The sequence below is a fragment of the Aeromonas sp. NJAU223 genome (genome assembly GCF_051125555.1).
In the GTDB taxonomy this organism is placed as follows: Bacteria; Pseudomonadota; Gammaproteobacteria; order Enterobacterales; family Aeromonadaceae; genus Aeromonas; species Aeromonas veronii_G.
In genome coordinates, this window is sequence record NZ_CP144204.1 from 2,940,680 (window position 1) to 2,962,850 (window position 22,171).

The window sequence follows — 22,171 nt, forward strand, 5'->3', positions numbered from 1 at the left end:
AAGGGTGGCTTGCGGCTACACTTTTCAAGTTTTATCCCTGCCAGCTGGGGATTTACTTGCCGAGGACCTCAGCCAACATCCGTTCCACACCGACAGTCCACTCCGGTAGTACCAGATCGAAAGTGTGCTGGAATTTAGTGGTATCAAGACGAGAGTTGTGAGGACGTTTGGCAGGGGTCGGGAAGGCACTGGTCGGCACCGCATTAAGTTGCGTGACCGCTAGCTCAACCCCGGCCTCTCTGGCTTTGGCAAACACCAGCTGGGCGTAGTCAAACCAGGTGGTGGTGCCGGAGGCAATCAGATGATACAGCCCGGCGACCTCGGGTTTGCGCTGTGCCACGCGGATCGCATGAGCAGTGCAATCTGCCAGCAACTCGGCGCCGGTAGGTGCGCCGAACTGGTCATTGATAACTGACATCTCGCTACGTTCTTTGCCAAAGCGCAGCATGGTCTTGGCAAAGTTGGCGCCACGAGCGGCATAGACCCAGCTGGTGCGGAAGATCAGATGACGGGAGCAAAGCTCTGCCCCTTGCTCACCCGCCAGCTTGGTCTCGCCATAGACGTTGAGCGGAGCTGTCCCATCGGTTTCCACCCAGGGGCGCTCACCACTACCATCGAACACATAGTCGGTGGAGTAATGCACCAGCCAGGCACCCAATACTTCAGCTTCTTTGGCTATCGCTGCCACGCTGGTTACGTTGAGCAGCTCGGCAAACTCCCGCTCGCTTTCGGCCTTGTCGACTGCGGTATGGGCAGCCGCATTGACAATTACATCCGGTCTGACCAGCCGCACAGTTTCAGCAACACCGGCCGGGTTGCTGAAATCGCCGCAATAGTCGGTGGAATCAAAACCAACCGCGGTAACCTGACCCAATGGGGCCAGTGAGCGCTGCAACTCCCAGCCGACTTGACCATTCTTGCCGAACAACAGGATATGCATCAGGATCGCTCCCCATAGTTTTGCTCGATCCACGATTGATAGGCCCCGCTCTTGACGTTGCCCACCCACTGCTGGTTGTCTAGGTACCACTGCACCGTCTTGCGAATGCCGGATTCGAAGGTTTCTTGGGGTTGCCAATCCAGCTCGGTACTCATCTTGCTGGCATCGATGGCATAGCGGCGGTCATGACCGGGACGGTCGGCCACATAGGTGATCTGATCGCGATAGGAGCCGGTTGTCGGCACCATTTCATCGAGCAAATCACAGATGCAGTGCACCACCACCAAGTTCTGCTTCTCGTTATGACCGCCGATGTTGTAGGTCTCGCCAATCACCCCGGTGGTGACCACGGTATAGAGCGCTCGAGCATGGTCTTCCACATAGAGCCAGTCGCGGATCTGATCGCCCTTGCCGTAGACCGGTAACGGCTTGCCATCCAAGGCGTTCAGGATCACCAGTGGGATCAGCTTCTCGGGGAAGTGGAAAGGACCGTAATTATTGGAGCAATTGGTGACGATGGTCGGCAAACCGTAAGTACGACGCCAGGCGCGCACCAGATGGTCACTCGATGCCTTGGAGGCGGAATAGGGGCTGCTAGGAGAATAGGGAGTGGTTTCGGTAAAGAGCGGCAGCGCCTCACCAGAAGCGACTTCATCGGGATGGGGCAGATCGCCATAGACCTCGTCGGTAGAGATATGGTGGAAGCGGAACGCCGCCTTGCGCACCTCATCCAGACCGTTCCAATAATCGCGTGCCGCTTCCAGCAGTATATAGGTGCCGACGATATTGGTTTCGATAAAATTGGCAGGACCTGTGATGGAGCGATCAACGTGACTCTCGGCGGCCAAGTGCATCACGGCATCAGGTTGATGGGTAGCAAACACCCGATCCAATTCGGCGCGGTTGCAGATGTCAACTTGCTCAAACGCATAGCGCTCGCTAGCAGAGACAGCCGCCAAGGACTCCAGGTTGCCCGCATAGGTCAACTTATCGAGGTTGACCACTGAATCTTGGGTATGCCGGATGATATGACGAATAACGGCAGAGCCGATAAAACCGGCACCACCAGTCACGAGGATCTTCATTGAAAGGCTCCCGATTGCAATCTGATTAAATGGAAAAGAGATTTCTGGCTATGGTTGGCGACCATATGCCGTCACACCTCATGGTGAACAAGCGTAATATGATGTAATGGCCTAATGGCTGGAGTCGAGAGCATCCATTTACTTCCGCAGGTTGGCGCTTAATTTCAAGAGCGTGGAATCACGACATTGATAGATTGATTGATGGGAAAGAAAGTTATGCTGTTTTCCGTCCAGAAAGGCAAACAAGGCTGATGCTACCGCCCTTGGGTTACAGCTCCCAACATGCTGCTTTTAACCTGATTGTCCATGCTGTTGGCCATCACATCCTCCAGCTTCTTGTTTTGATTGATGTTTAACAATTTTGTCGCATTACATTGCATACCCAGGCAGTCCACTGCCTGCATTGCTCACATCTTGGACTATCTGCGCCCCAAACCCGATTCGGTGCCAGATTCTATCTTGTTTAACCCAAAGATGAACAGTCAAAACAATAGGAAAGCGACTATTGACATCAGGATTCAAAAAACATTCATGTCATATTGCCCTCAGTGAATCCACTCCGCCGTTGCCGGGGATTGCCCAGCTTTGCTCCAGCATCCAGGCCATGGAATGTAAACATTTTTAATTTCAAACAATTAAAAACACATCTCATGCGCTTGCAGGCACACGGTGGTGGCCTGACGCCAGCAAGGTTCCCCGCCCCTGTGTACAGGTCAGCTGAAAGCGGCAAGCCGCTTGTGCGATAAGAATCGTCGCGACCAGCCCCGCGCCCCTGCCCCAGCTCTGACCCTCAACACAGAGAAACCGGCAGGCACGGACAGCGAGCCTGAACGCGAGGTTCATGACACAGCTTTGCATCATGGGAAATGAATGAGGAAAGAAGGCAGGGATGATTCAGTCTCGATACAGGGGGGGCGTGTAGGATCCGGATTGACTCTCTTCTTCTTACCCTCTCTAATTGACAGCCTGGACCCTCATCATCATGCATCTTATGAAAATCCTTTTGGTCGAAGACGATAAGCTGCTCAACCATCACCTCACCACGCTGTTGACCGAGGCCCAGAATCAGGTTTACAGCACTGACCAGGCCCAGATTGCGCTGCATTACGCTCGCGACTACCCCATCGACGTGGCCATCATCGATCTCGGCCTGCCGGACATGGACGGGCTGCATCTCATCACCCAGTTGAGAGAGCAGCAGATCCCCTTCCCCATCATAGTACTGACCGCGCGCGGAAGCTGGCAGGACAAGGTCGAAGGGCTGGAGGCCGGAGCCGACGATTACCTGGTCAAACCGTTCCAGAAAGACGAGCTGCTGGCCCGTTTGAACGCGCTGGTACGCCGTAGCGCCGGCTTCATTTCTCCCCGGGTGAAGGCCGGTGACTACGAGCTGGATCTCTCTCGCAAGGAGCTGACCATCGCCGGTGAAGTCACCGTTCTCACCAGCTTCGAGTATCTGATCCTGGAGTACCTGATGCGCAACGCCCGCCAGGTAGTCTCCAAACAGCAGTTGCTGGACCAGCTCTACGGCGATGGTGAAGGGGATCCGAACACCATAGAGGTGATGGTGAGCCGTCTGCGCAAAAAGCTGGATCCGGAAGGGACCATCGCCCCCATCTCCACCATCCGCCGCCAGGGTTACATCTTCAACCTGTCATGCAGTTAAGCGGAACATCGCCATGGCGTTTGGGGGAGATTTGATGAAGCTTATCCGCCGCTCCCTGCATATCAAGCTGATGATGAGCGCCATGCTGGTCATCGCCATCATCATGGCGTTTTCCGTCTATATCCTCTATCTCGGCCATGCCGAAGAGCAGGCCCAGAAGGCCAGTACCCGCATGCAGGAGAACCTCTCCAAGCTGTTCTCCTCCAAGCAGCCGGATCCCCACGCCATCACGGAGCTCGCCAGCATCACCCCCGATGCCATCGATCCCAACCTCGATACCCTCATCTGTCGCTCGGATGGCGAGCTAAGCTGGTCCAGCCTGCACATGCCGGAAGTGATCACCATCAAGGGCACCATCTGCCAAGACCTGATGAAGTATCTGGGGGGGCTGGATCAGGATTACTTCTTCAAGCTGCACACCATCAAGAACGGTGACAGCTATTTCATCTACAGTCTGCGCTTCCTGCGCAATCACGGTGACGGCCCCACCACCTACTACGTGGTCATGGTCGACTCCGCCAAACGCTATCAGGATCAGACCCGGGAGTACCTCTACCAATGCATCCGCCAGGCGCTGCTGGCCTATTGCCTGCTGGGTGCCCTGCTGCTGCTCACCAGTTTCTGGAGCCTCTCCTCCCTTCGCACCATGGCGCGGCAGATCAACGAGATCCGGGCCGGCAAACGGGAGGCCCTCTCCAGCGATTATGAGCGGGAGCTGCTGCCCCTGACCGAGTCGGTCAACCAATTGCTGGAAAATGAACGCCAGCAGACCCAACGCTATCAGCATGCGCTGAACGATCTGGCCCACAGTCTCAAAACCCGGCTCGCCCTCATCCAGATCACGGCTCAGGAGTTCAAACTGGGCCACCCGGTGCACGACAACATCAATGAACAGATCACCACCATGGATCAGATCATCCAGTATCAGCTGCGCCGCGCCGTCACCGGCCGCAAGCGCCTCGCGAGCAAAGGTACCGAGCCAGTCCCCCTCATCGAGAAGCTGCTGGCGAGTTTGGCCAAGGTCTATCGCCACAAAAAACTGCAGACCCAGTTCCAGTTCGACGATGACGTCTTCTTCCATGGCGAGCAGGGGGATCTGATGGAGATGATGGGCAATCTGCTCGACAACGCCTGCAAGTTTGCCATCAGTGAGGTACAAGTGCAGGTACGTCGGCAAGGCAGTGGCCTGCTTATTCTGGTGGAAGACGATGGTCCAGGCATCACGCCCGGCAAGTCGGAGCAGATCTTCCAGCGCGGTGTCCGGGCTGACAGCTCCCCTGGCCAAGGCATCGGTCTCGCGGTCGTGACCGAAATAGTGCACAGCTACGGTGGCGACATTCGGGTGGATGAATCTCCCCTTGGCGGCGCCCGTTTCCAGATGACCATTCCCTGAGGCTGAAGAGTGAGTGGGCAACCCTCATCAGGTTGCTGCCTGAAGCTGCCATTTTTTGACGAATCAAACACTAACAAGCTGGCAAGGGGTTGCCGGCTATGAGATAAACTAAAGCCAAATACGACTGCATGGATGCGTTGCTATGGCTACTTCGAACCCTAGATCCATTCTCCGGCCCCAACACCAGATGTTGGCATTGGAACCGCGCATACTGTTTGACGGTGCCGCGGCCGTGGCAGCCGAGCATCAGAGTCAGGAGCACCAGGACAACCCAAGCGATGCCCCCGCTCACGGTGAACCTTCACAAACAGCCCAACCCCGCCACCTGCTGGTCATCGATACCCGGATCGAGCAAGCGCAGCAACTGACCGAACACCTGGACGGCAACACCAGCCTGCTGCTGATTGACAAGCAAACCGATGCCCTGGCCGCCATTGGGCAGAAACTGGCGCAGCTCGGCCAGGTCGACAGCATCCAGATCCTCTCCCACGGCTCCGCGGGTCAATTCACTCTGGGCAATCGCACCCTCACCGCCGACAATCTGGCAAGCGTCAGTGCGCAATTGCAGGGCTGGCAATCCCATCTGAGCCAGAATGCCGACATTCAACTCTACGGTTGCCGAGTCGGTGCCGGGGAGTCCGGACAGGCGCTGGTCAATGCCCTGGCACAATGGACTGGGGCCGATGTCGGGGCATCCAGCGATGACACCGGCGCCATCAGCAAAGGGGGAGACTGGCAACTGGAGGTGAGCAAGGGACTCATCGATCAGCCACTCGCCCTGGGTGCTGCAGCGCTGCACAGCTACGATAGCCTGCTGGCCAACGCCGAGCCCAGCAGCAGCCTGCCTCAAAGCAGTGCCGATGTGCTGCTCGGTGACGAGGTCCAGTTCACCGTCAACGTTCGCAATGCCGCCAGCCAGAGCGGTTATGCTCCCTATCTGGATATCTATCTGCCCAGTACAGGCAAGGACGGGAACGATGGGATCACCTTTACCCAGGCAAGCTATCTGGGCCAGGTCCTCCAGACCCATACCGTCGTCTTCGACGCCTCCGGCAATGCGACCCACCCCCTCGCCGTCGACAGCAGCGGCAATCCCCTCATCATCCGGGCGGCCGATGTGGGGCTGCGTGCCGGGGATACCCTGGTGGTGGTGGTACTGCCCTTTGCCAGTGTGACCCAGGGGCAGCCGGACATTCCCATCCAGATCAGCGCCAGGTTGAGCGAGCTGGCGGATACCAGCTACTCCTCGGCCACGCCACAGCTCACCATAGGAGTGCGCAGCGGCTTCCAGTATGGCAACGACGCCCTGAACAACCCGCTAGATGATCCCACCCTGACCGAGAGCAGTCTGCACAGCTTCGTGGTCAGGCCCACCATCATCGAGTTCGAACAGAGTCTCGACATGAAGGAAGGGGAGACCACCACGGGCCCCAACTTCAACCATACCCTGACCCTGACCGCCACCCCGGCCGCAGGCCAGATACTCAGCAACGTCGTCATCAGCCAGGCTCTGCCGGCCAATATGCAGGTCACCGCCATCACGCCGGGGACCAACGGTACCCTGACCTCCATCACCCTCTCCGATGGCCGGGTCATCACCAATCCGACCCTGATGGCCAATGCCATCAACAGCGATCTCATCTTCATCAGCGCCTTCACGGTGCAATACAGTACCCTGAGCGCCGCCACCGACACCCTCGTCAAGTTTTACGTGCCCGACGCCGATGCCAACGGCCAGCAGGTGATCGACCCCAACAGCGGCGATGCGGTCCAGATCACCATCGCCGCTCCCACGGCCACCGGTGAGTGGACCCCCATCGACAGCCGGGATGTGACGCCACCGGACACGACCATCGACTTCAGCGGCCAAGGTGACACCATTGCCTTCACGGCTCGATCCATTTCGCTGCAAAAAGAGGTCGTGCTCAGCGTCGACAGTGGCAAGACGGGTCTCAGCCCGGGAGATACCCTGGCTTACACCGTCAAGATGGCGCTGTCAGACTACTTTGCCTTTGGCAAAAATATCCTGGGGGAAGGGCAATTCGTGGTCACTGACACGCTGAGCGACGGCCAGACCTTCACCGGCACTCCGACCCTGACCCTGATGCGCAACGGCACCAGTGAGACCATCGCCCTGGTTTACACCGCGACACAAAATGCCGATGGCACCACCACCATCACTTTCGATATCGGCCAGTCCCTGCAAAATGCCTTCCCGCTGCTGAGCTGGCTCGGCGGCGATCTGGCTTTCGATGACAATCAGCAAGGCGCCACCCTCGCCCTGCTGAGTTACAGCGCCCTCATCAGCCAGAGTTATACCCCGCCCGCCGGCAACCCCCAGAGCGAGATCAATGAAGGGGACAGCATAGGCAACAGCGCCACCGTCACGGCCAGCATCCTTGAGAACAGCACCAACCTGACTGGCGGCACGGAGTCCGACAGCTCCCAGACCACTACCCGCATCCCCACCAGCCAGGTCGATATCCAGCTGGCCACCGTCAATGGCAGCAACAGCCCGGGCGGCCCCGTCGAGCTCAGACCCGGGGATGAGGTCACCTTCCGACTCAGTTACGACCTGGTGACCGGGGACTATGAACAGTTCAAGCTGACCGCCTATCTGCCCCTCCCCCTGTTTGATATCAGCACCATCAACTGGACCGAGGGCACCGGGGTCGGCATGTGGCACTTCGGTACCGGCGACACCAACCTCGGCAACATCGTCAGCGTCACCGTGGGGCCCGGCAACGCCCTCATTTTCGACTTCGGCAGCTATGCCACCAGCGCGCTGGGGGGCAGCCGCATCGAGGTGGAGTTCACCCTCAGAGTCGGCGATCAACCCTTCGCTGATCAACGCACCCTGGATGTGCTGGCACAATCCAGCCAGGTCACCACCCTGAACAAGACCCAGCTCAGCAGCTCGGATGTCACCATCATCACCTCCATCGCCGAGCCGGATCTCGCCATCAACCACGGCGTGGTCTCGTCCAGCAATGGTACCGTCAGCGGCACCACAGGCAGTTGGACCGCGCCAGGCAGCGGCGGTCGTCCCTTCACCGCCCCCATCACCGATATCAATGCGGTGAATGGCGATGTCGTCGATATAGACGGTGCAGATAAACTCCGTCTGGCCACGGCCATCGAGAACCGGGGGGGCGGCGGCGCTTATGACGTCGTCACCAGCATCAACCTTCCCGCCGGTCTCACCTTCAGCAACGGATCCCTGGCTTTAGCCAATCTGCAGGTCTATCGCGGCGATGGCACCCAGCTGACCCTGGGGGTCGACTATCAGGTCAACGGCAACACCATCAGCTTCCTGGACGCGGGCAATGTCGCCAGCCTGCTGCCCGGACGGAGCGGCACGACAGCCGACACAAACGGTAGCAATCTGATAGTCATCACCTATGACGTGGATGTAGCGACAGATATTCGGGCCAGCAGCACCCTGGAGACCAGCGCCGTGCTGAGCAACTATGCCAGCGTCAACAACGGGCTGGACTTCACCCCGGTGGATTTGACCGACACGGCAAGCGAGCAGGTTGCCGCCCCCAGTCTCGTCATCGACTTCATCAACGGGGATGCGGATGCCTCGTCCAGCGCCGGCCATACCTCCGGCAATGTGTTGGTGATCGGTGAGAGCATGGGTTACGACATCCGGGTCACCCTGCCGGAGGGGAGCACCCAGCAGTTGCAGATCACCGACCTTATCCCGCCAGGGTTCAGGCTCGACACCAGCTACAACGGCGGCAAGGGCTATGAGCTCATCACCACCGGCTTTGGTGGCACCATCAGCGATCCAACCCTGAGCGGTAGCGGGCTGGGAACGAATGATGCCGACGCCCTCTTCAGCTTCAACGTGAGTAGTGCCACCGCGGACAACAACCAGGGCAACAACAGCTTCACCATCAGATTGCGTCTGGTTGCCGACAACGTCATGAGCAATCAGCCAGGTACCCATCTCAGCAACGGCGCCAGCTTGCACTACCAGGACCCCGATGGGGATGTCGCGGCGGGCGCCCCCATCGTGCGAGAAGTCACGACGGCACCGGCCTCCGATGTCATCATTCAGGAGCCCAGACTCACTGTTATCCAGAGCTTGCAGACCACGCCCCCACCCTATGGCTTCGAGGAGGGAGACAACCTCAGCTTCAACATCGTCGTCAGCAACACCGGCGCCCTGGACGCCTTCGACATCCGTCTGAGCAATGCCCTGCCCACCCAACTGGGCAACTACAGTCTGGGGTCGGTCATCTATGATGGTGTCGACGTCAGCAGTCAGTTCGAACTGGTGGGCGACCCACAGGCCGGCTACCACTTGCAGACCAAGGCCGATGCCAATATCGACATGGCGGTGGGCAAGCAGCTCATCATCACTGTCTCCGCTACCGTCAATGCCAGCGCCACCAGTTTTGCCCAGCTGACCAACCAGGCCGAGGTGCAGTGGACCAGCCTGAACGGCACTCAGGGTACCAGTGCCGACCCCGCTGGCGAGCGTACCGGTGTCGATGGCCAGCTCATCGACAACGTGCTCAACGACTTCCAGGTCATCAGCAAGGGGGTCATCCCTATCGCCAGCGGCATTCTGATCTCCCGGGTCGGCGGTGTGGCAGAAACCGGTGGGGGGGCCACCGATGCCAGCATCGAGCAGGTCACGGTGGGCGAGATAGTGCGCTACAAGGTGGTCGCCCTGATCCCCGAAGGGGAGAATGACAACTATGAGCTCAGGGTGAGCCTGCCGAAGGGGCTCAGTTTTATCGATCCGGAACAGGTCCGGCTAGCCTTGATCTCCAATGGCGCCCTCACCAGCAGCCTGGGTGGGTCGCTCATCACCGGGGCTGACGTCCTTGGCGATCAGACCAGTATAGCCGCGCAGTCCATCTCCCCGACCCTGGCCAACGGCCTGCAAGGCCTGCTTGCCAACAGCCAGATCCAAGTCGTCACCGACGCCGATGGTAACCAGACCATCATTTTCCGCTTGGGCAACATTGATAACTTCGATGGCGATAGCAACCTTGAAGGCATCGCCATCGAGTTCAACGTCCGGGTCGACAACGTCCAGAGCAACCAGGCGGGTACCCAACTAGGGGTCATCGCCAAGGATTATGTCGGGACGGATCCCGCCAATCTGGTCCAGCGTGGCACCAGCGCCACCGTCATTCAGAGCGTCATCGAACCCGGCATGGGGGGCCTTGACAAGACCATCACGGGCTTCACTCCCAGCATCAATGGTACAGCCGGCAGTGCCAACGTCCAGATAGACTTCCAGCAGACCGGGGGCATCATCGCCTTCGAACCCCGCCTGACCGATGGCTTCCCGGGTGGCAGCAACTACGCCCTGACCAGCCTGACCATCACCCTGAACGGCACCACCTACACCTATGACCGTAGTGCCGGCGGCAACAACTTCGGCCTCCCTCCCGGCACGACAGTGACCCTGACCGAGGGCAACAGCTTCGCGGTCAACTTCTCCCAGCTGGATGTGGGCGCCAAAGTGAGCCTTGTCTACAGCGTGGACCTGCCCAATGGCGCCAACATCACCGGTACGGATGCGACCCTCACCTGGTCCAGCCTGCCGGAAAGCTTCACCGGCTGGGGCGGCTCCAGTGTCGGCGCAGATGGCAGCGACAGTGGCGAGCGTACCGGTCAGGACGGGCCGGGCAACACGCTCAACAACTATGTGCTCACCAGCCGGGCCGGTCTTGGCATCATCAGCGGTACCCTGTGGAACGACACCGCCAGCGCCAACACCAGTACCACTCCGGATGGCCCGGGCCTGACAGGGAAAACCGTCACCCTGGTCTGGGGCGGTGCCGATGGAGATCTGGCCACCACCGGGGATAACCGGAGTTTTACCGCCACAACAGACAGCAGCGGCCACTTCTCCTTTGGTATCCTTCCCGCCGGTGTCTATCGTCTCGACGGGCCCGCCGGCGCCACCATCACGGATGCCAGCGCAGGCACCCTGCAGGTGCGCATCGACAGCGATGGCAACACCCTTGGCCAGGTCAGCGTCACCCTCACCGAAAGCGGTATCGACGGCAGTCAATATGTCGATGGTGCCAACATTGGCTATGTGGAGCTCAACGACGCCCCCGAACTCGGCAATACCACACCGGCCCAGAGCGTGGATGAGGACACCGACCTCACCATCACAGGGCTGTCGGTGGCCGATATCGACGCGGGCACCGGCGCCCTGACCCTGACCCTCACCGTCAGTCATGGCGTCTTGTCTCTTGGCAGCGCCGCGGGCCTGACCGTTGTAACCAACAACAGTGGTGCCCAGCTGATATTGACCGGCAACCTGAGTGCCCTCAACGCGGCCCTGCTGACCCTGAACTATCGCGGCAATCAGGATTTCAACGGCAGCGACGTCTTGTCCGTGCTGGTCAATGACAATGGCCAGTTCGGTGACAAGCTGAATGGGGATGGCATCCCCGGCAATGCCGAAGATGCCCTGACCGACACGACCAGCATCGCGATTACCATACGGCCAATCAATGACGCCCCCATCGGCCAAGACGATAATGTCACTGCCACCGAGGCCGGTGGCACGAAAAACAACCAGCCAGGAAACAATCCACAGGGCAATCTGCTGACCAATGACCTGGATGTCGACATTGCCACCAATGGCGATCGTCTGCATCTGGGGCTGGTCACCAGTTTGGACACGGCCCCCAACAACACCGTCACCCCGAACTCGGCCGATATCCCCGCCACCCTGAATGGCAAATATGGCACTCTCTATCTGCTGTCCGGCGGGGGATATCGCTACGAGGTCAACAACAGCCATCCGGACGTCGAAGCCCTGCGTCTTGACAGCGACACCCTGACCGAACGGTTCAGTTACACGCTGATAGACAGCCTGGGTGCCAGCAGTCTGGCTTACCTCGACGTCACCATCCAGGGAGCCAACGATGCTCCTGTGGCAACTCCGGATACGGGCAGCGCCACCGAGCAGGGGGTCGGCCAGCCCGGCACGGATGCAACCGGCAATGTGCTCGGCAACGATACGGACATCGACAACGCCGACAGCAAGCGCGTCGACAAGGTCGCACTGGGCCCCGTCACCGATCTTGGGCAGATCATCGATGTGCCGGCGGGCAGCACCAGCGCCAACGGCGGCCAGGTGCCCGGTCTGTACGGCACCCTGATCCTCGGGGCCGATGGCAGCTATCGCTATGTCGTCGACAACACCAACGCCACCGTCCAGGCCCTGCTCACGGGGGAGAGCCTCACCGAGACCTTCAGTTACCGGGTCATGGATCTTGGCAACCTCAACGACATCACTACCCTGCTCATCACCATCAACGGTAGCAATGATGTCCCCATCGCCGTTGCCGACACCGGCACCGCCATCGAGGCGGGCGGCATCAACAACGCCACCCAGGGCAGCAACGCCACCGGTAACGTGCTCACCAATGACACCGACCCCGACTCGGCGAACCTGAATGAGACCAAGACCGTCAGTGCCGTCAGCACTGGTGGTGGCACCGCCGGGATCCTGGGCTCAGCACTGAAGGGCACCTACGGCTGGCTCACCCTCAACGCCAATGGCACTTACACCTACGTGGTGGATAACAGCCTGTCTGCGGTGCAGGCCCTGCGCCTGACCAGCAACACACTCACCGACAGCTTCAGCTACACCATGCGCGATGCCGCCGGGGCCACCAGCCAGGCCAGCATCACCATGACCATCCAGGGGGCCAATGATGCACCCACCGCCGCCGCCGATACCGCCACCGCCATCGAGGACGGTGGCCTCAACAATGGCACCGCGGGCACCAATCCCAGTGGCAACGTGCTCACCAATGACACCGACCCCGATGCCAACGGCGAGCAGCTCACCGTCTCCGGCGTCAACTTTGAAGCGACCACGGGGACGGTCGGCAGCGCCATCAACGGACGCTACGGCACCCTCACCCTCAATGCCGATGGCAGCTACAGCTATGTGGTGAACAACGCCCATCCCGATGTCCAAGCACTGCTGCCGGGGGGAACCCTCACCGAGCAATTTGGCTATCAGATCCGGGATCTTGGCGGCTTGCTCAGTGCCTCGACCCTGACCATAACCATTGAGGGACGCAACGATACCCCGATCGCCATCGCCGATACCGCCATCGCCATCGAGGCCGGTGGTCTCAACAACGGCACCGCGGGCACCAATCCCAGTGGCAACGTGCTCACCAATGACACCGACCCCGACTCGGCGAACCTGAATGAAACCAAGACTGTCAGTGCCGTCAGCACCAGTGGCGGTACCGCCGGGACCCTGGGCTCCGCGCTGAGGGGCACCTACGGCTGGCTCACCCTCAACGCCAATGGCACTTACACCTACGTGGTGGATAACGCCAATCCCGATGTCCAAAGACTGCTCCCCGGGGACACCCTCACAGAACAATTTGACTACCAGATCCGGGATCTCGGCGGCTTGCTCAGTGCCTCGACCCTGACCATCACCATCGAGGGACGCAACGACACCCCGGTCGCCATTGCCGACACCGGAACCGCCATCGAGGCGGGCGGCATCAACAATGCCACCCTGGGCAGCAACGCCACCGGCAACGTCCTTGCCAACGACACCGACCCTGATTCGGCGAACCTCAATGAAACCAAGACCGTCAACGCCGTCAGCACAATTGGTGGCACAGCCGGTATCCTGGGCTCACAACTGAGGGGTACCTACGGCTGGCTCACCCTCAATGCCGATGGCAGCTACACCTATGTGGTGGATAACAGCCTGCCTGCGGTGCAGGCCTTGCGAACCAGTGGCGATGTGCTAAACGACACCTTCAATTACGGCATGCGGGATGCCAACAATGCCAGCAGTCAAAGCACGCTCATCATCCGTATAGAGGGAGCCAACGACGCACCGGTCGCCCAGAACAATACTGGCCTCGCAGCCGCCGACAATGGCGCAGGCAACGTCAGAAACCCCAGCGGCAATCTGTTGACCAATGACACGGATGTCGACAGTGGCGACCTCCTCACCCTGACGGGGGGGCGCACCGGGGAAGAGGCCTCCAGCGGCACTCTCGATCCCGTGAGTCTGGGTGTGCCATTGGTGCTAGTGGGCCAATATGGCACCCTGACGCTGCATCTGAACGGCGACTATCAATACGCGCTGGACATCACCAACGCCGCCGTACTGGGCCTGGGGCCCTTGCAGACCCTCAATGATCATTTCACCTATCGGGCGCAGGATCTTGCCGGGGCCATCGATCTGGCTCAACTCACCATCATCATTCGCGGGCGCAATGATGCGCCTGTCGCCAATCCCGACCAGGCACAGGTCATCGAGGCCGGAGGGCTGAACAATGCCCAGCCTGGCCTGAATCCGAACGGCAACGTGCTGGACAATGACACGGATCTTGAAGGAGATTCCCTGACCGTGACGCAGGTACAAAACGCCAATGGTCAAAGTGCCAGCCTGGGCACGGTATTGCGTGGTCGTTACGGGGATCTTCTTATGAACGCCGATGGCAGGTGGCACTACAGCCTGGACAACAGTCTGGCCGAGGTGCAAGCCCTGCGTAGACCGGATCAGACCCTGACCGAAGTCTTCAGCTATCAGATTGTCGATATCTGGGGAGACGGCAGTGTCAGCACCCTGACCCTGACCATCAGGGGGAGTAATGACACCCCCATTGCCCAGGACGATCAGACCACGGCCATCGAGGCTGGCGGCATTCACAACACCACGGCAGGGCGGGATCCCACTGGCAATGTACTGGACAACGACAACGATGTAGACAGCGCGGCCAATGGTGAAACCCGTACCGTTCTCACCGTCAGCAATGCCCAGGGGGTCAGCGCCACGGCAGGGCAGACGTTGCAGGGCCGCTATGGCCAGCTCATCCTCAATGCCGATGGCAGCTACCGCTATCTGCTGGACAATGACAACCCTGAGGTCGAGGCGCTGCGTACCGCCGGTCAGACACTGACCGACACATTTATTTATCTGATGCAAGATACGCTGGGAGCACAATCCCAAGCAAAATTGACAGTGCTGATTGAGGGAACCAATGACACCCCCATCGCCCAGGACGATCAGACCACGGCCATCGAGGCTGGCGGCATTCACAACACCACGGCAGGGCGGGATCCGGTGGGCAATGTGCTGGACAACGACAGCGATGTAGACAGCGCGGAGAACGGTGAGACCCGCGCCGTCCTCACCGTCAGCAATGCCCAGGGAGTCAGCGTCGCGGCAGGGCAGACGTTGCAGGGACGCTATGGCCAGCTCATCCTCAATGCCGATGGCAGCTACCGTTATCTGCTGGACAATGACAACCCCGAGGTCGAGGCGCTGCGCACCACCGGCCAGACATTGACCGAGATCTTCAGCTATCAGATGCGTGACACCACCGGGGCTCAGTCCCTGGCCCGGCTGACGGTACTCATTCAAGGGGCCAACGACAATCCGGTCGCTCAGGATGACAGTGCGGTCGCCAACGATCAGCAGCCCGCCCCCCATACCCAGGGCCAGGTACTGCCAAACGACGGGGATGTGGACGCCAATGATCCCTTGCGTGTCGTGGCCGTGCGCAGCGGTGCCGAGAATGGCAGCGGCGACGGGGGCGTGCTCGGCCAGCCCCTGGCAGGCCGCTACGGCTGGCTCACACTCAATGCCGACGGCAGCTACAGCTACACCATCGACCTGACCAACCGGGAAGTGCTTGCCGCTGCCGGGCTCGGACAGGTACTGCAGGATGTCTTCACCTACACCCTGGGGGATGGCAGCGATGCCACCGACCAGGCCCAGTTGGTGATCCACCTGGACATCTCGGCCCCCTATGTTCCGCCCCCCGACGAGGGACCCGCTGGCCACCATGAGGACGGGGCATCCGGAAATACCAGCACCGTTGACGCTTACCCCGACCCGACCCCCGTGGTGTTCGTGACCCCTGTCGTACAGAACATCAATTTACGGCTCGGGGCCAGCGCCGAGCAGTCCGATGGCAGCCAGCTGTTCTTCGGGCTGGCGCCGGAGATCCAGAGCCAGAGCATCGGCCAGGGTCTGGGTCAGCTCGACGGCACCTTCGTCAGCCAGAGCGTACAGGAGAGCTGGCTTGCCCAGGAGCTGGATCTGGCGACCTTCCTCGGTCGCCACGGGCGGATAGATCTCAATGCCGACGGCCTGCTCAGCGATGAGTCCGTATTCGCCATGACTCCCCAGCAGATGAGACCCCATCTCGCTGACGGGCGCACCGGCAAGGCCAGCAGTTTTACCAGGCAGTTGCAGGATGCTGCGGGACGCACCATCGCACGCAATGCTGTCACAACAACAAGATCAGGCACTTGATTCCAAGGACGAACCCTATGCCACAACTCGCTTCCAGACCCTTGCTCCTCAGCACCCCACTGCTGCTGTGCGCCTGCAGCACTCTGCCACCTGAGACCTATACCGAGCAGGACAAGACCGACAGGATCCAGTTCGATCGCCAGATGATGTATGGCCAGCAGGAACCGGTGAACCACCCCATTACCTTCTACGAGGCGGCGGCCCGCGCCCTCAAGTACAACCTGGACTATCGCCTGAAGCTGATGGAGAGCGCCCTGGCCGCCGATCTGCGGGATCTCTCGAGCCACGAGATGCTGCCCCAGCTGGTGGCCTCCGCCGGACTGGCAGGACGCAGCAACGACTCCGGCGGCACCTCGGTCGGGATAGAGGATGGTGAGGTGAGCCTGCGCCCCTCAACGTCCCAGGAGCGTTATCGTGATCTGAGCGGGCTGGGCCTGAGCTGGAGTCTGCTGGACTTCGGAGTGGCCTATTACCGCAACCAGCAAAAAGCCGACCAGGTGTTGATGGCCGAGGAGCGCAGACGCAAGGTTGCCCAGAACGTGCTGCAGGATGTGCGCAGCGCCTACTGGCGCGCCCTGGGGGCGCAGCGGCTGCTGCCAGAGGTCAACAAGCTGATGGCCAGAACCCAGATGGCCCTGGATTCGGCCCGCCAGGCCGAGACGCAGGGGTTGATGCCTCGCCAGCAGGCCCTCGCCTACCAACGGGCCCTGATAGACGCTGTCTCCCTGCTCAATCAGCGGCGACAGGATCTCGAGTTCGCCCGTGCCGAGCTGGCCGCCCTCATGTCGCTCCCCTCCGGCAGCAAGATGGAACTGGCCGATACCCCCGAGCCCAAGCTGCCCATCCTGGCACAGACCATCGACAACATGGAGCTGATGGCGCTGGAGAATCGCCCCGAGATCATGGAGGAGTGGTATCGCAAGCGTGCCAACCAGCAGGACATCAAGATAGCCAAGGCGGAACTCTGGCCAAACGTCAGCCTGAACTGGGGTTACAACTACGACTCCAACCAGTATCTCTACAACAATCACTGGTCCGAGACCGGGCTGCAAGTCTCGATCAACCTGCTCAAGTTCCTGCGCATCCCCGCCATCCAGAATACCGAGGTCTCCCAGAAGGTCACCGACGATGCCCGCCGGGTCGCCCTCTCCATGGCGGTGCTGACCCAGGTCAGGGTCGGAGCGCTGCGTTATAACCTGGCAGCCCAGGAGGTCGCCTTCGCCGACGAGAGCCTGCGGGTCGACAAGAGTCTTCTGAACTACGCTCAGGCGGCCCGTACCAGCGATCAGGGCTCAGAGCTCGAGGTGATCCGCTCGGAGGGGCGCTACCTGCTCTCCCGCTACCAGCGCGAAGCGGCTTACTCACAGGCACAGGCGGCCTGGGGGCGGCTCTACAACTCCATCGGCCTGGATGTGCAACCCGAGGCCATTGCCCAACACGACATCACCACCTTGGCCAACGCCATCGAGCAGACCATCAAGAAACAGGAGAACCAGGCCTTGCTGACCTCCAATAGCGGGGTACCCTATGCCCTCGTCGACTAACCTCTGCCTCCCGTGCCTGCTGCTGTTGCCGCTCAGTCTCCAGGCCGCGCCCGCGCCGCAGAGCGATCAGCAGCACTGGCAGGATGACCCCAATGCCATCCGCATCCTGCTGGCCGCCAATCTGGAGACCACCCTCTCCAGCCAGATGAGCGGTACCCTGGGGGAACTCCAAGCCCGTCTGGGCCAGCGAGTCCCAAAGGGCACGCTGCTGGCCCGTTTCGATTGCCGTGAAGGGGAGGCTCAGGCCAGCGTCGCCCGGGCTGAATTGCAGATGGCGCGCCAGGATCTCGCCGCCAAACGCAATCTGCGCAAACTCGATGCGGTGGGGGATCTCGAGGTCGCCATCGCCGCCACCGGAGTGCAGAAGGCCGAGGGCGCCGATGCCCTGGCTCGGGCCCGCAGCAGCTACTGCGATGTCAGGGCCCCCTTTGCCGGGCGCATCGCCCAGGTGCAGGCCAAACCCTACCAGACCATGACTGCCGGCACCCCGCTGTTCGATCTGGTGAGCGACGGTCCCCTCAAGGTAAGGCTCAACGTCCCCTCTCGCCTGCTGTCCGGCCTCAAGGAGGGGCAGCCCATCGAGATCAACGTGCTCGAAACCGGCAAGCCCTATCAGGCCAAGATCAGCCAGATCAATGCCAGGGTCGATGCCGTGGCCCAGACCGTCGAACTGGAAGCCCGCCTGGATGCCCCCTACCCCGAGCTGGTGGCCGGCATGAGTGGCGTGGCTCGACTCATGGAGTCCCATGACTGAACGCCTCCCTCCGCCTCAGCTACTGCTCGCACTCCATGCCCTGCGCGACCGGGCCATGGCCGCCCGAAGTCTCAACGCCCTCGCCTTCTCCATGGCCAACGACCTGTATCAGCTGCTGCCCTTCCATCAGGCGCTGGTGTTCAAAAGCCACGGTCAGGCACAAGAGCTGCTCTGTGTCTCGGGCCTGGCCAAACCCAGCGAAGACTCTCCCTACCTCATCTGGCTCGACGGCATGAGTCGCTGGCTCGATGCACAGGTCAGCGGCAACCAGCCCGTCTGGCTGGCACGGGATGCCCTGGCCCTGCCCGATCACCTGGTCGATGGCTGGGCCGAATGGTGGCCGGAGGGGGTATTCTGCGTTCCCATCCAGCATGAGGAGGGAGAGCGCCTCGGTCTGTTCTGCCTGCTGCGCGAAGCCGAACCTCCCGCTCCCCTGCTCCCCCTGCTGCCAGGCCTCTGGCAGACCTGGGCCTATTGCTGGCACAGCCTGACCCATCAACCCAGGCTATTCAGCTGGCGGCCAAGCCGACGCCAACTCATCCTGCTGGCCACTGCGGCAGGCATCATGCTGCTCATCCCCATTCGCCAGAGTGCCCTGGCGCCGGCAGAAGTGGTCTCACGCACCAATCAGGTGATCAGCAGCCCCTTGGCGGGGGTCATCCAGCATCTGGCAGTGCGCCCCAACCAGGTGGTGAAGGCCGGGGACCCGCTGTTTCGGCTCGACGAGACCACCTTGCGCAATCGGGCAGAAGTACTGACGCAGGAGGTGGCCGTCGCCGATGCCGAACTGCTCGCCGCCAGCCAGCGTGCCTTCGACAATCCCCAGAGCCGACGTGAGCTGACCCTGCTCACCGGCCGCGCCCAGCAGAAACGGGCCGAACTCGCGGGGGTCGAGCTGCAGCTCTCCCGCAGCGAGGTCACCTCCCCAAGCGATGGCATCGCCGTGTTCAGCGACGTCAACGACTGGATCGGCAAGCCGGTGGTGACCGGAGAACGCATCATGCAACTGGCGGATCCCGGTCGTCCCGCCATGCGCATCCAGCTGCCGGTCGCCGACGCCATCGCCCTCGAACCCGGCGCCGAGGTCACCCTGTTCCTCAGCGCCTATCCCTTGCAACCCCTGCGTGGCAAGATCCTGGAGACCAGCTATCAGGCCCAGCCTGGGGCCGAAGGGGTCATCGCCTATCGGCTGCTTGCCAGCATCGAGGACGCCCCGCCCCATGCGCGCCTCGGCTTGCATGGCACGGCCAAGCTTTACGGCGATCGCGTCCTGCTCGGCTATTACCTGCTGCGCCGGCCGCTGGCGGCCCTGCGCGCCTGGAGCGGACTTTGATGCTGGATCCGGCCGATCTCCCCCTGCCGAGCCTGCGCGACGATCTGCGCCTCTGCCCGGCCGACAGCACCGCCACCGGGGAGCCCGCCTGGCTCATCCAGGACACCGTCATCAACCGCTTCTATCGCATCGGCTGGTTCGAATTCGAGTGTCTGGTTCGCTGGGCCGGACAGACGCCCCGCAGCCTGCAACAGCAGCTGCAAAACGAGACATCCCTGCACCCGGAAGCCGAGCAGATCCTCGCCCTCTGCCAGTTTCTCGAGCGCCATCAGTTGCTGCGCCCAAGTCCCCAGGCCGTGGAGCGGTTGCGTCAGGGCAGTGAAGGCCGGGCATGGCTGAAGGGCAACTGGTGGCTGCATCACTACCTCTTCTTTCGCATTCCCCTGCTGCGTCCCCAGGCCCTGCTGCAGCGCCTGGCCACACACCTTGGCTGGCTGTTTTCTCCCATCACCGCCTGGCTGGTCATCCTCGCCAGCCTACTCGGCGTCATGCTGGCACTGCAGCAATGGGATGCCTTTACCCACGCCCTGGTGGAATCTTTCTCCCTGGATGGACTGCTGAGCTTCGCCATCGCCCTGATCCTGGCCAAGACGTTGCACGAGCTTGGCCATGCGCTGGTCGCTACCCGGCTGGGGGTGCGGGTGGCCCACATGGGCATCGCCTTCGTGGTGCTCTGGCCCATGCTCTACACGGATACCAGCGAGAGCTGGAAGCTGACCCGCCCCAGACAGCGGCTCGCCATCGCCAGCGCCGGGATCCTGACCGAGCTATCCCTCGCAGGTCTTGCCACCCTCGGCTGGGCACTGTGCGATGACGGCCCCTTGCGCAACGGCTTGCTCTACCTCGCCACCACCAGCTGGATCCTCTCGCTTGCGCTCAACGCCAGCCCTTTCATGCGTTTCGACGGCTACTTCATCCTCTCGGATCTGCTCAATTTTCCGAACCTGCACGAGCGTGCCTCGGCGCTGGCCAGGGTGGCACTGCGCCGTCGCCTGCTCGGACTGCAGGAGCCCTGGCCCGAGCCATTCCCGCCACGGCAGCGACGGGCACTCATCGCCTTTGCCATCGCCACCTGGTGCTACCGCCTGGTGCTCTTCCTCGGCATCGCCATCGCCGTCTATTTCCTGTTCTTCAAGCTGCTCGGGATCTTCCTCTTCATGGTCGAAATCACCTGGTTTATCGTGCTGCCAGTCTGGCGTGAGCTCAGGCACTGGTGGCAGGCTCGCACCAGCGTGACCCGCCCCCGTCGCCTCGGGCTGGGGCTGGTCCTCATCAGCCTGTTTGTCTTGCTGGCCCTGCCCTGGCACAGCCAGATCAAGGGTGTCGGGGTTGCCCGGGCCGAGCGTCAGCTGCTGGTGTTCACCCCCTTTCCTGCCCGCCTGGAGAGCCTGCACGCCCCAGGGCCGGTGAAGGCTGGCGATGCCCTGTTGCAACTGGTGGACCCCGATCTCGACTGGAAGGTGCAGGGCAATACCCAGAGCATCCAGACCTATGGCGCCCGCCTTGGGGGCATGCTGGACGATCCTTTCGGCCTGAGTGAGCAGATAGCGACCCAGGAGCGGCTCCGGGTGCAATACCGGGAGGCCAACGCCACCCGGGCCGAAATAGAGAGGCTACGCCTCGCGGCCCCCTTCGACGGACTCTGGCTGGATGTGGATCCCGAGCAGCGCCCGGGCCAGTGGCTCAACAGCCAGCATCCGGTCGGGATCCTGATAGACCCGAGCCAGTGGCAGCTCGATGCCTATGTGGCGGCGGACGACATGGGACGGCTGCGAGTGGGGGATCCGGTGCGTTTCTACCCGGATGGCACCGCCAGCCCGCTCACCGGCACCCTCATCAGCCTCGGCACCACCCGGGTGGGCAAACTCAAGCACCCCATGCTCGGCTCCCGCTTCGGCGGCCCCATCCCCACCAGTACGCAGGGAGAGGATCTGCAACCCATACACCCGCTTTTCCTGGTGCAGGTTCGCCTAGACCAGGCTCCCGCTAATCTGCGGGAGACCCGGGGCAAGCTGGTATTGGAGGGGGAGAAACGCAGTCTGTTGGGGGAAGGGCTGACCCAGCTGCTGGCCGCGTTACTGCGCGAGAGCGGCTTCTAGCGGGCAAACGGGCATAAAAAAACCGGCCGCGAGGGCCGGTGAAACAGTTCAGGCTTGT

Annotated in this window: 9 protein-coding genes; 7 read left to right on the forward strand and 2 right to left on the reverse strand. The window is 61.3% G+C overall.

What is annotated here, in order from left to right:
• Positions 1 to 52: 52 nt before the first annotated feature.
• Both rfbD and rfbB read right to left on the reverse strand, forming a co-directional pair.
• Positions 53 to 940 carry a dTDP-4-dehydrorhamnose reductase gene (rfbD, locus tag VZC39_RS13330; RefSeq protein ID WP_434663140.1) on the reverse strand — a complete coding sequence of 296 codons (888 nt, stop codon included), beginning with the start codon at positions 938 to 940 and terminating at the stop codon, positions 53 to 55.
• A complete protein-coding gene (rfbB, locus tag VZC39_RS13335) occupies positions 940 to 2,025 on the reverse strand; it encodes a dTDP-glucose 4,6-dehydratase (protein WP_434663142.1) in 1,086 nt (361 codons plus the stop codon). Before rfbB ends, rfbD begins: the two co-directional genes overlap by 1 nt.
• Positions 2,026 to 3,016: 991 nt before the next feature.
• On the opposite strand from rfbB, the gene VZC39_RS13340 reads away from it, so the two are divergent.
• The 7 genes from VZC39_RS13340 to VZC39_RS13370 all read left to right on the forward strand — a co-directional run bounded on the left by VZC39_RS13340 (position 3,017) and on the right by VZC39_RS13370 (position 22,113).
• Positions 3,017 to 3,691, forward strand: a complete 675-nt coding sequence (locus VZC39_RS13340) for a response regulator (RefSeq protein ID WP_434663145.1) — start codon at positions 3,017 to 3,019, stop codon at positions 3,689 to 3,691.
• A gap of 34 nt (positions 3,692 to 3,725) precedes the next feature.
• A complete protein-coding gene (locus VZC39_RS13345) occupies positions 3,726 to 5,084 on the forward strand; it encodes an ATP-binding protein (RefSeq protein WP_349918554.1) in 1,359 nt (452 codons plus the stop codon).
• A 196-nt stretch (positions 5,085 to 5,280) separates the two neighbouring features.
• On the forward strand, positions 5,281 to 16,383 hold the full coding sequence (locus VZC39_RS13350; protein WP_434663147.1) for a VCBS domain-containing protein: 11,103 nt from the start codon (positions 5,281 to 5,283) through the stop codon (positions 16,381 to 16,383).
• A gap of 17 nt (positions 16,384 to 16,400) precedes the next feature.
• The gene (locus VZC39_RS13355; protein WP_349918557.1) at positions 16,401 to 17,927 is read left to right on the forward strand and encodes a TolC family protein; all 1,527 of its coding nucleotides are present in this window, start codon (positions 16,401 to 16,403) and stop codon (positions 17,925 to 17,927) included.
• Complete coding sequence (locus VZC39_RS13360) at positions 17,911 to 18,681, forward strand: efflux RND transporter periplasmic adaptor subunit (protein WP_349918559.1); 771 nt, start codon at positions 17,911 to 17,913, stop codon at positions 18,679 to 18,681. Before VZC39_RS13355 ends, VZC39_RS13360 begins: the two co-directional genes overlap by 17 nt.
• Entirely contained in the window at positions 18,674 to 20,014 is a 1,341-nt protein-coding gene (locus tag VZC39_RS13365) for an efflux RND transporter periplasmic adaptor subunit (protein ID WP_434663150.1), read from the forward strand. Before VZC39_RS13360 ends, VZC39_RS13365 begins: the two co-directional genes overlap by 8 nt.
• Positions 20,014 to 22,113: an HlyD family efflux transporter periplasmic adaptor subunit gene (locus VZC39_RS13370; RefSeq protein WP_349918562.1), complete on the forward strand. Its 2,100-nt coding sequence runs from the start codon at positions 20,014 to 20,016 to the stop codon at positions 22,111 to 22,113. Before VZC39_RS13365 ends, VZC39_RS13370 begins: the two co-directional genes overlap by 1 nt.
• Positions 22,114 to 22,171: the final 58 nt, after the last annotated feature.